This window comes from Enterobacter sp. C4G1 (assembly GCF_052886895.1).
Genome location: NZ_JBQVVV010000001.1, coordinates 347,872 through 366,153, shown reverse-complemented (window position 1 = coordinate 366,153; position 18,282 = coordinate 347,872). Strand labels below are relative to the sequence as shown.

Annotated in this window: 10 protein-coding genes and 1 pseudogene; 6 read left to right on the top strand and 5 right to left on the bottom strand. The window is 48.5% G+C overall.

Annotation, left to right across the window (positions count from 1 at the left end; all coding sequences use genetic code 11):
* Window positions 1-11 precede the first annotated feature (11 nt).
* The 5 genes from ACT9TW_RS01735 to ACT9TW_RS01715 are packed head-to-tail and all read right to left on the bottom strand — an operon-like array spanning window position 12 to window position 8,345.
* Window positions 12-1,877: a YaaW family protein gene (locus tag ACT9TW_RS01735; protein WP_446491527.1), complete on the bottom strand. Its 1,866-nt coding sequence runs from the start codon at window positions 1,875-1,877 to the stop codon at window positions 12-14.
* A 35-nt stretch (window positions 1,878-1,912) separates the two neighbouring features.
* A complete protein-coding gene (locus ACT9TW_RS01730; RefSeq protein WP_446491526.1) occupies window positions 1,913-4,828 on the bottom strand; it encodes a type I restriction endonuclease subunit R in 2,916 nt (971 codons plus the stop codon).
* Between the two features lie 58 nt (window positions 4,829-4,886).
* On the bottom strand, window positions 4,887-6,116 hold the full coding sequence (locus ACT9TW_RS01725) for a restriction endonuclease subunit S (RefSeq protein ID WP_446491525.1): 1,230 nt from the start codon (window positions 6,114-6,116) through the stop codon (window positions 4,887-4,889).
* The gene (locus tag ACT9TW_RS01720; RefSeq protein ID WP_446491524.1) at window positions 6,116-7,723 is read right to left on the bottom strand and encodes a type I restriction-modification system subunit M; all 1,608 of its coding nucleotides are present in this window, start codon (window positions 7,721-7,723) and stop codon (window positions 6,116-6,118) included. The genes ACT9TW_RS01725 and ACT9TW_RS01720 overlap by 1 nt, the downstream gene beginning before the upstream one ends.
* A 49-nt stretch (window positions 7,724-7,772) precedes the next feature.
* Window positions 7,773-8,345, bottom strand: a complete 573-nt coding sequence (locus ACT9TW_RS01715) for a restriction endonuclease subunit S (RefSeq protein ID WP_446491523.1) — start codon at window positions 8,343-8,345, stop codon at window positions 7,773-7,775.
* Between the two features lie 289 nt (window positions 8,346-8,634).
* Here ACT9TW_RS01715 and ACT9TW_RS01710 point away from each other — a divergent pair, with 289 nt between their 5' ends.
* The 6 genes and pseudogenes from ACT9TW_RS01710 to ACT9TW_RS01685 all read left to right on the top strand — a co-directional run bounded on the left by ACT9TW_RS01710 (window position 8,635) and on the right by ACT9TW_RS01685 (window position 18,187).
* Window positions 8,635-10,920, top strand: a complete 2,286-nt coding sequence (locus ACT9TW_RS01710) for an ATP-dependent nuclease (RefSeq protein WP_446491522.1) — start codon at window positions 8,635-8,637, stop codon at window positions 10,918-10,920.
* Window positions 10,917-12,794 carry a UvrD-helicase domain-containing protein gene (locus tag ACT9TW_RS01705; RefSeq protein WP_446491521.1) on the top strand — a complete coding sequence of 626 codons (1,878 nt, stop codon included), beginning with the start codon at window positions 10,917-10,919 and terminating at the stop codon, window positions 12,792-12,794. Before ACT9TW_RS01710 ends, ACT9TW_RS01705 begins: the two co-directional genes overlap by 4 nt.
* 188 nt (window positions 12,795-12,982) lie before the next feature.
* Window positions 12,983-13,846: a GTPase family protein gene (locus tag ACT9TW_RS01700; protein WP_446491520.1), complete on the top strand. Its 864-nt coding sequence runs from the start codon at window positions 12,983-12,985 to the stop codon at window positions 13,844-13,846.
* Between the two features lie 84 nt (window positions 13,847-13,930).
* A pseudogene (locus tag ACT9TW_RS01695) lies at window positions 13,931-14,047 on the top strand (DUF932 domain-containing protein); the annotation flags it as partial.
* Between the two features lie 233 nt (window positions 14,048-14,280).
* On the top strand, window positions 14,281-14,967 hold the full coding sequence (locus ACT9TW_RS01690; RefSeq protein WP_071704554.1) for a WYL domain-containing protein: 687 nt from the start codon (window positions 14,281-14,283) through the stop codon (window positions 14,965-14,967).
* A 70-nt stretch (window positions 14,968-15,037) separates the two neighbouring features.
* Window positions 15,038-18,187: an AIDA repeat-containing protein gene (locus ACT9TW_RS01685; protein WP_446491519.1), complete on the top strand. Its 3,150-nt coding sequence runs from the start codon at window positions 15,038-15,040 to the stop codon at window positions 18,185-18,187.
* The last annotated feature ends 95 nt before the right edge of the window (window positions 18,188-18,282 follow it).

Genomic DNA, 18,282 nt, shown 5'->3' with positions numbered 1-18,282 from the left:
GGGCACACTACTTAAGTAAGCGGCAATTCAAAACACTTCACCGGTTTCCCATCCTGCATTTCTATCAATAACCGTGCTGATTGCGGTTGCTCTGCCAACAATCCCTGTTGGAATTGACCGAACAGTAAATGGGCTTCTTCAATAGCCATCTTTTGCTGCATTAAAGTCGTTGTCGTCCATTTCCGCAGCAATACTTTGTTGGCGTTTGTCGTATTACTCTGTTCCGCCAATGCGCTGATACCTTGTATCCGCTGGTGAAGCTGACTCTCAACTTTGTCAACAACGCTTTCGAACTCCTGATAGTTATGAACAATGGTTTGTTGGCGGTGCCTGACGAGTTTTGTGTTACCTTCGGCATGAGTCAGAAGATGCAACGCTTGCGCACGAACCTTCATCGCTAGGTCCCATTCATGGATTCGCTCATCAAGGATCTTTTGTTGTGTCTGGATCTTATTCGTAATCTCCGTGCTGCCAAAGAGCCCACGGTCTTTAAGCGCTGATACTTTGTCACCAGCAGCAGTAATATCAGTCAATAAGTGTGCCTGCAGGGCGGAAAACTGGACTTCAATATCCTCCAGTTTTTGACGTATTGCGGGCGAGCATTGCCCCTCTAGTACCACGGGGGTAATTTGCTGCAAATACTGTATGGCTCCAATGATCTCTGACTTACGTGCATTGCTCTGGAACGCAGAAACCTCACGCACCGCCTCAACAATTTCCGTCAATTTATTGCTGATATCTGCCAGATGTTTTTGCGCCAACACAGCAGAAGCAACATTCAACAACATACCGGCGTTAACAAGTTGATTGAGTTTGTCAGGATTAAGCAGAACGGCATGTTCCTTAATACCTTTTTCTCCCAGGCTGAATCCACGAAAACCTGGGCCACCTTTTACACTCGCCAGAGGGCCATTAATAATGACCTCCATATATTGATGTCTGGCAATGTGTGCAGAGGTAGCCAGTGAGGGCAACGTTTGCAACAGCGGGCTCAGGCGTGAAATACCTGTAATATCCTGTTCCTGCATCGCTTCTGTGCTGATAAGTTCCGAAGGTGGAATTGTCGAAACCATAAGCGCAGGTTGGTTAATATCCTGCCCAAAACCCCAGCGTTGATCGTATGTGAGAGCAGACATCGTGGCTGGTGATGATTGGGTGGCAAGTCGGAACTGGCGGGAGTTTTTTAAACGAATCCAGGCAATCTGCACTACGCAGGGCAGGGTCACTCGAAATGCCGGGTTTGAGATGTCATAGGCTGTATACAGACCGGTAATAGCCAGACCAACCGGCCCCGTAAGAACTCCCAAAACACGCCCGATCCCAAGCCCTGCAATCAATGGCAGGGCTTTGCCTGCTGTAGTTTCGGCAAGACCATTGGCAACTAATGCTGCTCTCTGCCAGACGGGCATATCCATTCTGGATAATTTATCCATGCTGACAGATGGGCTTATGCCCATATCACGCAGAATCTGGCCGCGTTCATCATCCGATATTTTTTTCCATGATGAGGTAAAGACACAGTCAATGATCAGCGCTTCTTTTTCTTCTACAGTGGAAGAGGTTGGGGCTTTAATCTTCAGATGGCTGGCAACGTCATCCACAATTTCGTTATAGCCGACACCGTTACGGCGAAACAGATTTACGAAGGTATTACCACCAAAATGTTGTAACTCACGCACAAGCAGGCGCAGAGTTTCCTCATCGGGCACATCGTGGCGCTTGGCGTCCTGCAATACGGTCTTCACGCTGTCTGACATTGAAAAACCAAATTTGCCAGTGTTGGTGATGTAATCGATCAGCAGATCAATATCGCCTTTATCCGCGTTCAGCAGCAGTGTAACCAGCGCTTCATCACCCTGGATGTCTATCTCACTCATGAAAATTCCTCTGCAGTATTCATCTCCTGAAACTATTAAAACCCACGCATTCCATCAATAAACGTATCAATCACGCCACGTACGCGCTCATATACGCGTGTGCGTACCGTTTTACGTTCCAGAATTTTTGGTTGCCAGGTGAGAGTATCGGCAACCTGATCTTCTCGCGGGAGTACATCGGTGAAAATGTAATTCTCCAGTAGTCCTGTGAGCTTAATGGCATCCAGTTGTTCTTCTTCACACAGTACTGAAATGGCTCTACTTTTTTCACGCTCAACATAGGTTTCAAATGTCTGAGTGACATCTTCATCATGGGTGACGTGCAGCAGATTTTCTTCAATAAAGTTTTCAATCAGCTCACGTTTACTGCGCAGCGTGACATCGCTGTCGACGATATCCATGATCTTTTTCTTCTGCTCTTGCTGCTCTTTCGGCGGCATTGCCTGAATACCTGCCAATAGTTTCAGAATGTAGCCGACGTTAATCTCATCGCGGTGGATCAGCGACACTTCAAAATCGATATCATCAAGAATGGATACTTTCTCTTTGCTTGAATGCTTTTTCACCTTGTCGTGAATATCGAGGTATTTACTAGTGTAATCTGCCAGTGTCTGCTCGGACAAAGGTTTCGCCGAGTCCTCGAAATCAGCAAAGCTTTCGAGAATATTTTTAAGCCGCATGACGTCACGGAAAGCGGTCACAAATTCCAGCTGCGCTTTTTCATCCGGCAGACTATCCACACTTTCAACCGTTGGTGTTAGCGTCAGCAGGCGATCAACAGCATCCTGATAATCACTCAAATATTCTTCAAACGGTTTAACCAGTACCACGGAAGACGCATCTTTATTGGAAAACAGCGCAATCGCCTCGTCTGTCGCCTTTTTCAGGTTGCGGAAGCAGACGATGTTCCCGTGGCTTTTCTTCTCGTTAAGGATGCGATTGGTACGTGAAAAGCCTTGCACCAAACCGTGGAAACGAAGGTTCTTATCCACATACAGCGTGTTCAGTGCGGGGCTATCAAAGCCGGTAAGGAACATGTTCACTACCAGCAGAATATCGATGCCTTTTTCTTTGGTGCGCTGAGCGATGTTTTTGTAATAGTTATAGAAACTTTGTGAATCATTGGCCGAATAGCTGGTGCCGTACAGTTCGTTGTAATCCTTGATAAAGCTGTCAAGGTGGTCACGGCTGGATGTGTCAATCTTCGCTCCCTGCGGCAGGCTAATGTCTTCTTCATCCAACAGGCCATTAACCGCTTCTTTATCACTTTTGTCCGCTTCGTTTGCGGCATAGGTAAAGATGGTCGCCACTTTCAACGGTTTGTAATTTGGATTTTCCGCGACCATGGCGGCCTGTTTTTCTTTAAATAGTTTGTAGTAGCGGATTAGCATATCCACTGACCCGACGCAGAACATGGCGGTAAATTCACGGTTGCGGGTCTTGGCGTTGTGGTGCGCCAGAATATAGTCGGTGATTTTCCCCAGCCGTATGTCGCTTTCCATCACCTCTTTGGTATCGATATCTTCCACCTCGATATCAATTTCATTACTGCTCTCTTTGCGTTTGTAGGTGCCAACATACTCCACTGCAAAACGCAGCACGTTCTCGTCACGTATGGCATCGACAATCACGTATTTGTGCAGGCATTTCTCAAACAGCATTTCGGTGGTCTGCTTGATACCATTGGTGATATTGACGTTATCGGCGAAAATCGGCGTGCCGGTGAAACCAAACAACTGCGCGTTTTCAAAGAAATTCACAATTGCTTTATGGGTGTCGCCAAACTGGCTGCGGTGGCATTCATCAAAGATAAACACGATGCGCTCTTTGCGCAGGTGTTCCAGTTGTGCTTTATAGCCATCGTGAGTAATGGCGTTATTCAATTTCTGAATAGTGGTCAGCGTCAGTTTGCTGCCGGTGGTTTTAAGATGTTTAATCAGCGTGCTGGTGTTACTGGTGGTGTCCACGCTGTCTTTGGCAAAGCTGTTAAATTCTTTTGCTGTCTGGTAATCCAGATCCCGGCGGTCAACCACGAAAATAACTCGATCTACTTCGGGCATCTCCATGATTACCTGGCTTGCCTTAAACGAGGTCAGCGTCTTACCGGAACCGGTGGTGTGCCAGATATAACCGTTATGTGGCTTGCCCTGAAGATGCAGGCTTTCCTTCACATGACGTATCATCGCTTCACAGGCGTAATACTGATACGGACGCATCACCATCAGGCACTTACGGGTTTCATTCAGTACCGTGTAGTGGGTGATCATTTTGGCGATATGGCAGACTTTCAGGAACGCTTCGGCGAATTTATCCAGCGCTTTTATCGGCTCGTTTTTTTCATCGGACCAGAAGTACGTCTGTTCAAAGTGATTGGCACGGTTGTTGGCGTAGTATTTTGTATCCACGCCGTTGCTGATAATAAAAATCTGCACATACTGGAACAGGCCGCTGCCGACCCAGAAAGCATCACGATGGTAACGGTCAATCTGATTAAAGGCTTCTTTCAGGCCTAAGCCACGGCGTTTAAGCTCAATTTGTACAAGCGGCAGGCCGTTGATTAACAGGGTTACGTCAAAGCGAGTCTTACGGCTGTTTTGCTCGGCATTAAACTGCTTCACCTGGCGAGTGACCTGAAACTCGTTCTGGCACCACTCCTCTTTATTAATAAAGCTGAGCCATTTCTCTGTGCCGTCTTCACGCTGCAAATGGTAGCGATCGCGTAGCGTTCTGGCGCGATCGATAACTTCGTTACCTTTAGTCAGGTGCTGGAAAACACGGTTAAATTCGGTGTCAGTGAGTGGCGCTGTTTCCAGCCGATTGTGGATTTCAATCTGCTTTTTCAGGTTGGCTTTCATGCTGGCTTCATCAGTAACGAAAACCTGCTCGTAGTGTATACCAACCAGTTGATCCACCAACTGCGTTTCTAACTCGTACTCGCTTTGCGTTGCCATCAGTGTTTAATGCCTTCTGCTGTGATAGAAGCCCGATACCGACCGGGCCAGAAAATAATCAAACGAACATTTGCTGGAGCAGACCTTGCTTCCAGGTTTTTAGTTTGTCGAGTTCTACTTTTTTTGTGGTGATTTTGTCGTCAATGGCGGATAGGAAATTGGCAATTTTGATTTGTTCATTTAGAGATGGTATATGGAGAGACGTTTTTCCTACATCATCTTGACCAATAGTTGTCATAGTAGCGGTTTTCCCACCTTTAATTAGCTGGCTTCTAACTTGAGATGTTTTTAAGCAATAATAAAGAAATTGTGGAAATACCTTTGTCTTATCAGGAGTCATTTTAATCAAATGACCATCGTAAGTTATATCATCAGAATTTCCGAGATATATATTGGACCATGCGATACCTTCTTTTACTAATGATGATCTAGTAAAGAAGATATCGCCATTTTTTACTTTATTTTTATTAAATGTTTTTTCATCTAAATTAAGACGGGTAAGGTCGTTCTCATCAATATGGGGTTCTTTATACATATTGACAACGTTAATTAATTTATAGCCGCTTCCGGTGTTCATTGGGTCGTTAAATACACCATTGGTTAATGTATTATTTACGGCAAGTCCAAACAAGTTTTCGCTTTTCCATGGAGTCGATCCCTTAAACCGCAGTTCCTGACTAAAAATCTTCTGCATTATGCCTTTTTTGTATTGGTACAGCAGTTCGTACTGCTTGCTAAGTAGCGAGATTTTTTTGTCAACAGAGGACAGAAAATAGGAAATTTTGGTTTGTTCTATGACCGAAGGTGAATAAATTAGAAAATTTCGGATATTTTCGAAGTTTAAACCTTCACGGCCACTACCACTTTGTGAGCTATCTATTAATTTTTGACCTTTTTCAGAACTAATAAAAGCTTGGAAAAATTTTGGACTATTACTTGGCAAGCGAATAATACAGACGTGCTGATTCACATTACCTTGCTTGAAATTTTCTGGTACGACACAACTACGGCCTATGGACGCACCAGTGATATTCAACAAAATATCACCGGGTTTTACACGGCTACCTTTCATTTTTTCGTCTATATCAGAGGAAATGAAAACCAGATCTTTCAAGTTTAACTGTTCATCATAAACGTTTTGGCTACGGATAAATGGTATACCAGTTGATTTGTAAACTTCTGAGCCGCCTTTAGGTGTACTTCCACTGCCAATTTTTGATGCAATATCACCTAGATATGTTGATTCCCAATGTTCTTTAAACTCCCTAAAACGCAACTTAGGCACCATCACTTATTTCCCTCCACCACTGTAAATGGTGCTTCAATCCCCAACTCCTGACAGAACCCAGCAATGGTCTTATCGATCGCCGCCACCTTACCTTCCAGGTAGCGAATTTCTTTCGCTACAGCATTCAGATCGATTTCATCTTCTGCTTCAAAGGTATCGACGTAGCGCGGGATATTGAGGTTGTAATCGTTAGAGCGAATATCTTCCAGAGTGGCTGTGTGGCTGTATTTCTCGATAGCTTTCCAGTCGTTATAGGTATCGGCGATTTTGTCGATATGTTCCGGCAGCAAGCGGTTCTGAGTCTTTACCTTCTCAAAGTCGTTGCTGGCGTCGATAAACAGAATGCTGTCGTTATGCTTACGGCATTTTCGCAGAACCAACACACACGTCGGGATGCTGGTGCCGTAGAAGATATTAGCTGGAAGGCCGATGACCGCATCAATACAGTTCAATTTTTCAATCATAAACTGGCGAATATGACCTTCGGCAGCGCCACGGAACAACACACCGTGGGGTAGAACCACTGCCATGGTGCCGTCATCTTCAAGGTGGTGGAACATATGCTGCAAAAACGCCATATCCGCTTTGCTGGACGGAGCTAGTTTGCCGTACTGGGCAAAGCGTTCATCGTTCATAAACAGCGAACTGGCGCTCCATTTGGCAGAGAACGGCGGGTTGGCGACAATGGCATCAAACTTCAGGTGCGTATGCTGCGGATGTTCCAGCGTATCTTCCTGGATGATTTCAAAATCCGCGAAGTGAACCCCGTGCAGGATCATGTTCATACGTGCCAGGTTATAGGTGGTACGGTTCATCTCCTGACCGAAAATTTTACCCACTGACGACGCTTCACGTTTTACACGTAACAGCAATGAACCGGAGCCACAGGTCGGGTCATAAACGTTTTTCAGTTTCAGCTTGTGAGTAGTAACGATTTTCGCCAGAAGTGTTGAAACAGGTTGTGGTGTATAGAACTCACCGGCTTTTTTCCCTGCGCCCGAAGCGAATTGGCCAATCAGGTACTCGTAGGCATCACCGAGAATATCGGAGCTGGCTTCGCTCAGGTTAAAGCTTAGCTTGTCGAGTTCTGTAATGACTTTGCCAATTAACTCGTTTTTCGCTTTTGCGGTGCTGCCCAGTTTACTGGAGCCTAAGTCCAAATCTTCAAACAGGTTGCTGAAGTCATCTGCAGAATCGGTACCCAGCGTGCTTTGTTCGATATTGCGCAGCGTCGCAGCAAGATCTTCCAGAATAAAACCGGTACCAGCGCCTTTAGGATCGTTGGCGATACGTTCCGCCATGGTGTGGAACAAATCCGTTGGTGGCAAGAAGTAGCCTAATGTGCGGATGCTGTCTTCTTTTACCGCGTCCACAATGTCCTGATAAGCTGGATGTTCTGCAGTCAGCTCGTTGTATTGAATTCCATCTTCAGCAAGGATTTTGTTTGCGTAGGCGACAAATTTCTCGGAAAGATACTTATAGAAAACAAAGCCGAGGCAGTAATCACGGAACTCATCGGCATTCATCTTGCCGCGCAGGGTATCGGCGATATTCCACAGGCGACCTTGCAGTTCACTTAAATTTTGCGCTTCAATTTGGGGAGACATAGTTCTTCCTGATGTTCTGTTGCGTAACCTAATCGGGTTACGTTTTGGGTCAAATCATATCACTGAGCTGTTTCAGGATCTGTTGTTCGTTAAGCTGGGCGATACGTTCCTGGTAATAACGCTTTTCACGTGCAGCCAGGTAAAGCTCCCCCATCGCATGTTGCTGCGCAAGAGAGGGGAGTGTAATCACAAAGTTTTTTAATTCGTTAACGGCAATCCGCTGTACCACAGTCGAGCCTTGTGTAGCCTGTGCCCGCTGGCGTCGCCCTTCGCTGCTTTCGTTGAAATGCCAGACGAACCAGGAAGCGCTCAACTGCGTGGCATCAACATCCACTTTGACGTAGTTATTGCCCAATATCCGACCTGCATAAATTGGACTCACTAGTACTGCTTTGCCATGGATCAGACTAATGACGACGTCACCCGCTTTCGTGAGCAGTACCGCCTGGTCCGTTTTTACGATTTGTTCCTTAGTGCTGATGTTTTCGCTGTACTGCCAATCATCTGCCAGAAAGTGTTCGGTGGCATAAAAAAAGTAAGCTCGCCCGTGGTCACTTTGCTGGATACGGCTGATATGAGAACCCGCTGTAAACGTGGCAATATCCTTGTAGGTGAGCAGCATTCAAACTCCGAATAAAGATAAATTACATTTTAATTGTGGGTGTAGCATACTCATGCTGAATAGAATAAATCAAGTAATTTAAATTTATTACGTGTGCTCGTGATCAATTTTTTTCTGGTAAGAATAGCGTTATATAGTGCTCAGATATCAGGTTGAACACAAAAAATCACTCATAACTTCAAGTCTTAAAGCATGGGAACCCTTCATGGCTTGCTGATGGCGAAGGTAAATGCTATTGAAATTAATGATTTTTATTGGCAAGGCAGTCTTTCATTAAAGGATAATGAGAATGTATTTGAGGAAGCTGGCAGTCCGTAATTTCAGAAGGCTACACGATGTTGTCATCGATCTTGCGTCAGACATTTCAATTTTTGTAGGGGCGAATAACAGCGGTAAGACTTCAGTCGGTCATGCTCTTCAACTATTCACCGGTAAAGGCCGGTTCAATATTCATGACTTCAATGCAGAACTTTGGACTGACATTGTCAGATTTGGAGAAGGGGCGGATGCTGTGTCGCTACCTTCACTGGAAGTTGATATTTGGTTTGAAGTAACATCGAATGATGTTCATCGTGTAGTAGATCTTCTTCCCAGCTTATCGTGGTCTGGTTCTCTAGTCGGAATGCGCGTTGCATTTGCCCCCTGCAATCCCGAAGAAATACGTTCGCGCTTCCTCGCAGTCCGTCAGCTTGCCGTCGATGCCACACCTAAAGATGAAAATGGAACTCCCAAATACGATCCTTCACCTCGTAATCTGTGGGAATATCTTCGCGATAGCCTCAATGACGAATATGAACTCCGCTATTTTGTTCTCGATCCATCACGTTTCAATGCGGAAATGATATTTGAGGAAGGCTATGAGCCTACTCCGCTCACAGGACGTGATCGAAGTGGTCGCGAAATACTGAATAGCCTTATCCAAATCAACTTCTTGAATGCTCAGCGCCATCTTTCAGATGGTTCCGGAGGATCCCGTTCGGAGGATCTCTCTCGTGTTCTCAGCCGTTTTTACGGACGAAACCTTGAACAAAAAGGTGAAGATTACGAAGCATTAAGTGCTTTGGCTGCGTCTGAATCAGCCTTCAACCAGCATCTTGAACGTGTTTTTGCTCCTACGCTGAAAAGTCTGGCGAAACTCGGATACCCTGGACTTTCAAACCCACGCATGATGATTCGTTCGGCCTTAGACCCAGCGCAGATTATGAACAACCAAAATGGGGCCGTTATACATTATGCGCTGGGGGTTGATGATGGTAACCCTACCCCTCCGACATTACCCGATAGTTATAACGGACTTGGTTTTAAGAATCTGATCTTTATGGTTGTTGAATTACTCGACATCCACAATCAATGGTTAGCAATAGAAGAGAATCGACCACCAGTTCACCTGATCTTCATTGAAGAGCCAGAAGCTCATCTCCACGCACAGTTACAGCAGGCTTTTATACGCAAGATAATGGATCTCCTTGCGATGGAGAGTGAGGAGCTTATGCACTACACCACTCAAGTGGTGGTTACTTCTCATTCAACACATATTCTTTACGAACGCGGTTTTCGGCCGATCCGTTACTTTCGGCGCAAGCGTTCATCAAATATGTCAGCAACAGATGTGCTCAACCTCTCTGTTTTTTATGATAATACTGATCCTGAAATTCGAGATTTTCTTGAGCGTTATTTGAAGCTGACCCATTGTGATTTGTTTTTTGCCGACGGGGCTGTGCTTGTAGAAGGTAATGTTGAGCGGTTACTGCTACCGCAAATGATTGCTACCGCCGCACCTAGATTAAAATCCTCTTACCTTACAGTCCTCGAGATTGGCGGTGCTTTTGGTTATAGATTCCAAAAATTAATTGAATATCTTGGACTTACCACGCTTATTATTACTGATTTAGATAGTGTGTTCTGTACACCTCCAGTACAGAATGAAACAGACACTCCGGCTGCAAATGATGATGGCGAGGAGCCTGATGATGAGGAGGAGGAAGAACAGGCCAACACAGAAACACCAGGAAAGGCTTGTATCGCCAGTCATCCTGGAGCTATGACCTCTAATCAAACACTTCGGCAGTGGTTACCGAAATGTGACACTGTTGCCGCTTTATGGGAGGCAACGGAGGAAATGAAAATACAAAGCCGCACAGCTGAGTGTGACGCTTTGGTTCGTGTTGCTTACCAGTGCCAGACAAATGTTACATGGAAAGAGGAAACACTGGCACTTGCTGGTCGTACTTTGGAGGAAGCTTTTGCGCTTGAAAATCTGTCCTGGTGTCAAGATGTGAGCTGCAAGCCACTCAAGCTACGTATTGCCAGAGCGGTAAGTATGGATCTACTGCCTCTGGCCCAGCGCATTCACAAGCGAGTGCAATCAAAAAGCTTCAGTAAAACTGATTTTGCCCTGAATTTACTTCTTAAAAAACCGGATGAATGGTCTGTCCCAACATACATTGCTGAAGGGTTGAAATGGCTTGAAGCTGAAATTGCCCCGCCGAAACTAGAAATTGCAGAAGGTCAGGAAGAGGGTGTTGAAGATATGTCCGTCGATCTGGCTGAAATTGATGGTGGGAGGGTTGCATGACCAGTCGCATTGGTAGCCCTGATACACAGGCAGATCTTGATGTTCGTGCTTGTTTGGATAGCTCGCCGCCATGTTCATTTGTCATGGTGGCAGGTGCTGGCTCAGGGAAAACAACATCTCTGATTAAAGCCCTCGCACATTTAGCGGGTACTCGTGGTTCTGATTTACGTCGTGCCGGGCAAAAAATATCCTGTATTACGTATACAGAAGTAGCTGTTGGTGAGATTGCCGCTGACGTTGGTAACTCACAGTTATTTCATATTTCAACCATTCATAGCTTTCTTTGGTCAGTCATCCGACCTTTTCATTTAGATATCACAAAGTGGGTCATAGCGCGAATACATGAAAAAATAGCTGAAAAGCAAGCCCATTATGATAGGCCCAGAACTCAAGCTAAAACAAAATCCCGTCTTGAATATGAAATTGCCTATCTCTCTGCCCAACTTGAGTGCATTGATGATGTTGATAAATTTATCTACGGGACAGGAAGTAACTATGCTAAGGGTATTCTAGGGCACGATGATATTCTTAAGCTCGTCCCTGCTTGTGTTGAGGCTCATCCCCTTTTGAGAAGGATTGTCGCCAAGCGCTTTCCATTTGTTTTTGTCGATGAAAGTCAGGATACCGATCCGGATGTGATCTCTGCGCTTCGAACTATTGTTGATGACAATCTTGACATGTGCATAGGATTTTTTGGTGATCCAATGCAGAAAATCTATATGAGCGGAGCTGGTGCCGTTCCGTTAAGTGATGGGTGGTCTGAAATTACAAAACCAGAGAATTTTAGGTGTCCGACGTCTGTACTTGGTGTTATCAATTCGATTCGTGCTTCTGGGGATGGTCTCCAACAAATTCGTGGTCGAACAACTATCGTAGATGGCGTTGAACAAACTGTATCAGGCACAGTGAATCTTTTCATCTTGCCTTCAAATGTGGAACGAAGTGCCTATCTCACATCTGTCAGACGTTACCTTGCAAATGAAACTAGCGATGAGCAATGGTTAAGTGATACACGTGAAGGTGATGTTCGTCTTCTTGTTTTGGTGCATCGTATGGCAGCTAATCGACTGGGGTTCCCGAATTTATTTGCTGCTCTTACTGATAAAGCACCGATGAGTTTGAGTGAAGGGGTGAACGATGGGTCAGCTTGGCCGCTTCGTCCGTTTGTCCAGCATATACTTCCAATTTTTGCTGCGGCTCAGGCAAATGATCAATTTCAGATTATGTCGATTATGCGTAGCGAGTGCCCAAAGCTGGAGCCGTTACGACTGCATGGTCAAGCTATGGTGGCAGTTTTAAATGAACTACAACAAGCCATCGATGGCCTGCTTGCGTTGTTGGGAGAAGGATCGCAAGCAACAGTTCGGGATATATTGCTACATGTTAGAGACTGCGAGCTGTTACGTCTTGACGATCGCTTTGAAAATCATTTAAGTGATGAACCTGTGAATGATGGCAATGATGACTTCGAAAATGTTCAGAACTATCTAAGATGCAATGCCCATGAACTTTGGGCATACCGGCGTTACCTTTCAGAGGAATCACCTTTTGCCACTCATCATGGTGTAAAAGGTGCACAGTTCGAGCGCGTATTGGTTGTTATTGATGATGAAGAGGCTCGCTTCAGCCAATATTCGTATGGGAAATATTTCCAATACATTCCCCTTTCCGACAATGATCTAACCAATCTTGAAGAGGGTAAAGAGTCAGTACTCGACCGTACTCGTCGCCTTTTTTATGTCTGCTGCTCCCGTGCACTGAAAGACTTGGCTGTTGTCATCTTTGTTCCAGATGTCGCCGTCGCTCAAGCGGCAATCATTGAGCAAAATTTATTTCCAGTATCGGTAATTTTAGGGGCGCATGATCTGGGCTAGCATGAATTATATATGGCCAGTAATTGACGAGAAATACTACGCTTATGGCCGGTTATAGACCTAGTTTTGTTAATAGGATACCTGCATTCTAAAATTTTTCAGACATATATCATTTTCCTGAACGCAACATCATTACGGCGAATCCATAAGGGTTCGTCGTTTTTGTTTTCATTATCTCAGGAGATGTCATGAGAAATCAGGAAGGCATGCAGTCCTTGCAGGGCTCACTTATGGGCTTACCGGAATGGGCCTCAGAGCGGGTCATGCAGCAGATTCGTCAGCTCACAAACTACGAGCCGGTTATCGGCATTATGGGGAAAACCGGGTCAGGAAAATCCAGTCTGTGCAATGCCCTGTTTGCCGGAGAAGTATCACCAGTCAGCGATGTGGCCGCCTGTACCCGTGAGCCACTACGCTTTCGCCTGCAGGTTGGCGAGCGCTATATGACCATAGTGGACCTGCCCGGCGTGGGCGAAAGTGGCGTTCGTGATACCGAGTATGCTGCGCTGTACCGCGAACAACTACCCCGGCTCGACCTGGTGCTTTGGTTGATTAAGGCTGATGACCGCGCACTGGCGGTGGATGAGCATTTTTACCGACAGGTGATTGGTGAGGCATACCGGCATAAAGTTCTGTTTGTTATCAGTCAGTCAGATAAGGCTGAACCCACCAGCGGTGAGGGGCAGTTGTCTACGGAGCAGAAGCAGAACATCAGCCGAAAAATCTGCCTGCTGCATGATTTGTTTCAGCCCGTACATCCCGTGTGTGCGGTGTCGGTCCGGCTGCAGTGGGGACTACGGGTGATGGCCGAGCGGATGATAAAGTGCCTGCCACCCGAGGCCAGCAGCCCGGTGGTGGCGCAACTGCAGTCTCCCTTTCGTACAGCGACAGTCCAGGAAAAAGCGCGTGATGATTTTGGTGAAACCATCGGTGCTGCGCTGGATACGGTAAGTGCCCTTCCGCTGATTCCGGCCCCGGTGCGGGCCGTGATACGCGCTGTACGTGACACGGTAGTATCGGTCGCCCGTGCCGTATGGAATCTCTTCTTCTGAACGTTTAAACCTACCTGTTGTTCCTGAACCCTGTCGCCTCTGTGCGACAGGGCTTTCTTTTATTCATTTTCCAATCTTAAGGAGTCTGCAAATGGTAAACGCACGCATACCCGTGCGGTGCGTGGGATTGATGGCGATGTGAAGCTTAATCGTGCTCTGTGGGTAATGGCGGAAGCTCTGTTGTCGCAGTTACAGTCTTGACACTCACAGTTTGCCTGCTAGGTCATTGTTAACATCTCGTTAAAAGCGGACATGCCCTGTCCGCCACGCCTTGAAAAATCGCTTAATAAACAGCCTGATACTGTGACGGGCCGCATCTGTACTGATGTACGCAAAAGTAAAAAATAGTTTCTGACGTGTCCATACCCTGTCCGCCCCCCTCTTTAAAGTAATCACACTCTTTTCAGTCAGTTAACTTCCGTGAGGAATGCTCCATGACACAGGCAGAACACCGCCATGACCGGCTGGCTGTCAGACTGTCGCTTATTATCAGCCGTCTTGTTGCTGGTGAAACCCTGTACGTGCGTAAGCTGGCGGCTGAATTTGGTGTATCGGTCAGAACGCTGCGCCGGGATTTCCGTGAGCGACTGATGTATCTGGATCTCGACTACCAGAGCGGATATTGCCGTTTACGTGCCGGGGTAAGTGGTGCGCAGGGAGAACTTGACGTACTCACCTTTGCCCACCGTACAGGCCTGGCAGGCCTGTTCCCGGGGTTTGATCGTCGGCTCGTCAGTCTGTTGCTCAACTGTGAGGATGCGCCCTGTTTGACGGGGGATGCGCTCAATATCAGCAGCCCGTCGGCCTCACTGTCTTTTTATCGCCTGATAAAAGCCATCACCGCCTGTCAGCGTGTGACGCTGCTTGCTGACGGAGAGCGCTACGAACGACTGGCTCCTTACCGGTTGGTGGCAACGGATGGCTCCTGGTATCTGATTGCTGAATATCACGGACATCCAGTGGTGTTCACGCTAAATGAAATCCACGTTATCCAGCCGACAACAGAGATATTCATCCGTAACCGACAACTTTACCGGCTGGTTGAGGATATCGATTTTATCCGCGCCCTGCCGCATTTCCGTTTTATTCAGCAGTCACTGAATGCCCTGTCTTTACCCTGAGTTTTCACCGGTCTGCACCCGTCTGGCGGGTGTGGGCCTTTTATTATTTACACACAACAAGGTTAATACGATGAAGCGAAATCTGAACACCAGCTACCGGCTGGTATGGAATGAGGTTCTGGGCGCATTTATTGTCGTCTCCGAGCTGGCAAAAGCAAAAGGAAAACGTACCGGTTCCGTACTGGCGCTGGCGGTTGCCGGGCTGGTGGCAAGTCCTGCCGCACTGGCCGATGATGCACCGGGTAATATCAGCACTATCGCTGCCGGAGACGTGGTGCACAATGCCGTTATCAGCAACCATGACACCCAGCTGGTCTTTGGTACGGCAAATAACACGGTCATCAACACCGGTCAGGAATATGGCGATGATGACGATGCCAACAGCGGTGGCCAGTTTGTTCAGGCTGGTGGTGTGGCGAACCAGACAATCATTAATGATAACGGTCTGCAGGGTGTACTGGCAGGCGGCAGCGCCACGGACACCGCCGTCAACAGCGGCGGCGGTCAGAGCGTACATGGTCAGGCGACAGATACGGTACTCAATGGCGGGGCGCAGTGGATACACAGCGGCGGCAGCGTATCCGGTACCGTCATTAATGCAGGCGGATATCAGATGGTCAAAGCCGGGGCGCAGGCGACCGGCACCGTGGTTAACACCGGTGCGCAGGGTGGCCCGGATGCGGAAAACAGTGACGGAATGTTTGTCGCCGGTACGGCAACGGATACCACCATTAATGCAAATGGCCGTCAGATTATTGCCGTCGGTGGGCTTGCCAGCGGCACAGTGATAAAAGTGGGCGGCGACCAAAGTGTGCACGGTTCGGCAAACATAACCCGTCTGGATGGCGGTAATCAGTACGTGCATGCCGGTGCATCCGCAACTGACACGGTAATCAATGCGGGCGGCTGGCAGGTGGTGAAAAGCGGTGCAACAGCTGACAACACCACGGTTAACGCGGACGGCAAACTGCAGGTGAGTGCCGGAGGCAATGCCACGAACGTTACCCAGAATGCCGGGGGCGCGCTGGTGACGAACACCAGCGCCACCGTGTCCGGGACCAACGGCCTGGGTAACTTCAGTGTCGATGCGGCGACTGCCAACGCCACTAACGTGCTGCTGGAAAACGGCGGGCGTCTTGATGTGCTGGGTAACGGCAGCGCCGATACCACCACGGTTAATCAGGGCGGCGTTCTGGCAGTGGCGACCGGCGGTAAGGCGCAGAACATCGTGATGCATGACGGCGGCGTACTGATTGCCGATACCGGCGCAACGGTCAGCGGCACGAACACATCCGGCGCATTCGGCATTGACGGGGCAACCGGCAAAGCAAGCAACCTGCGCCTCGATAACGGCAGTCAGTTCACGGTATTGGGTAACGGCAGTGCGGATAACACCACCGTAGGGGCGGGCAGTACGCTGAACGTGGCACAGGGCGGTACGCTTACTGGCACTACCACATTCAGTAACGGTGCATCGTTGACCGGGGAAGCCACCAACAGCGGACAACTGCACTTCAGCACGGGTAATGGGCAGAATGCGGCCATCAGTGGTTCGGTAAGCGGTGACGGTCAGCTACTCAAGGACGGTGACGGCATCCTGACGGTGAGCAACGGCACGCTGTCCCAGTCACAGGTAACTCTCAATCAGGGTACGCTGGCGCTGGATAATGCCATCATCAACAGCGACATCATCGCACAGTCCGGTACGCAGGTGCGCCTGACCGGCAACTCCGTGATGAATGGGGCGATTGACCCGACCGACGTCACCCTCGACAGTAAAGCAAACTGGAATATTCAGCGTGGTGCGGCGGTGAAATCGGTGCTCGATAACCTGGATAATGCCGGAACCATCAGCTTTACGCCAGCCACCGGCAGTCAGTTTGCCCCTGAAACGCTGACGGTAACGAATCTGACGGGACGCAACGGCACCCTTAACCTGTCGATTCGTCTTGATGACCCGACCTTCCCGACCGATATGCTGGTCATTGACGGCGGACAGGCAACCGGCAAAACCTGGCTGAACTTCACTAATACAGGTGATGCAGGGCTGGGCCTGGCGATAATCGGCAACGGTATCAAAGTGGTGGATGCGATTAACGGGGCCACTACCGAAGCCGGGGCTTTTGCGCTTGGCCGTAAACTGCAGGCCGGGGCGTACAACTACACCCTCAACCACGGCAGCGCCGATGAAAACTGGTACCTCACCAGTGAAGCGGGCTATCGTGCCGAAGTGGCACTGTACGCTTCTTTGTTTGCTCAGAGTATGGATTACGACCGTGCGCTGGCCGGGACATACAGTCAGCGCAGCAGTGCGGTGTCTGACCAGGGGCTGTGGGGACGCATTCAAGGTGGCCATACCGGGCATGGTAATAACGGCGGGATTGCGAAAGGTGACACGCCGGAAAGCAGTGGCAGCTACGGATTCATTCAGCTTGGTAGCGACCTGCTGAAAACCAGCGGCGGCCCTGTATCGCTCACTGCGGGTGTTTATGGCGCGGCAGGTCAGTCTTCCATGGATGTGAAGAATGATGACCGTTCTGCGGCAGGCTCTGTCCGCGACAGCGTTTACAGCCTCGGTGGTTATCTGACTGCAGTTCACGAAACCAGCGGTCTGTGGGCTGATGTCCTGGCTCAGGGCTCACGTCACAGCCTGAAAGCCAGCTCAGATGACAATCGTCTCGACACCCGTGGCACCGGCTGGCTGGCCTCTCTGGAAACTGGTCTGCCATTTAACATCAGTCAGGGGCTGGTGCTGGAGCCACAGCTGCAGTACGTCTGGCAGGGCCTGTCTCTGGATAACGGGCATGACAACGGCGGTTACGTGAACTTTGGTGACGGCAGTGCGCAGCATGTCCGCGCTGGTATTCGTTTCGGCAGTTCGTCTGAAATGGACTTCGGTCAGGGTACCTCTGCAGTCGCAGGGTTTGCTGACAGCATGAAGTGCAGCGTCAGCGAACTGCCGGTTAACTGGTGGGTGCGTCCGTCCGTTATCCGCACCTTCAGCAGCGACAGTGACCTGAGCATGGGCACCGCAACGGCAGGCAGTAATGTCAGCTTCTCACCGTCTCAGGATGGCACCTCGGTAGACCTGCAGGCAGGTATTGAAGCGCTGGTCCGTCAGAATGTCACGCTGGGTCTGCAGGGGGGGTACACCCGCAGCGTCAGTGGTAACAGCTCTGACGGTTACAACGGCCAGGCTTCGCTGAAAGTCGCTTTCTGATAATACCCTCATGCCCGGTTTCGGCGCATGACATCACCAGTCCAGGCCCCTGTTGCTTCTGCAGCAGGGGCTTTTTGCATGTAAGTACAGCGCTT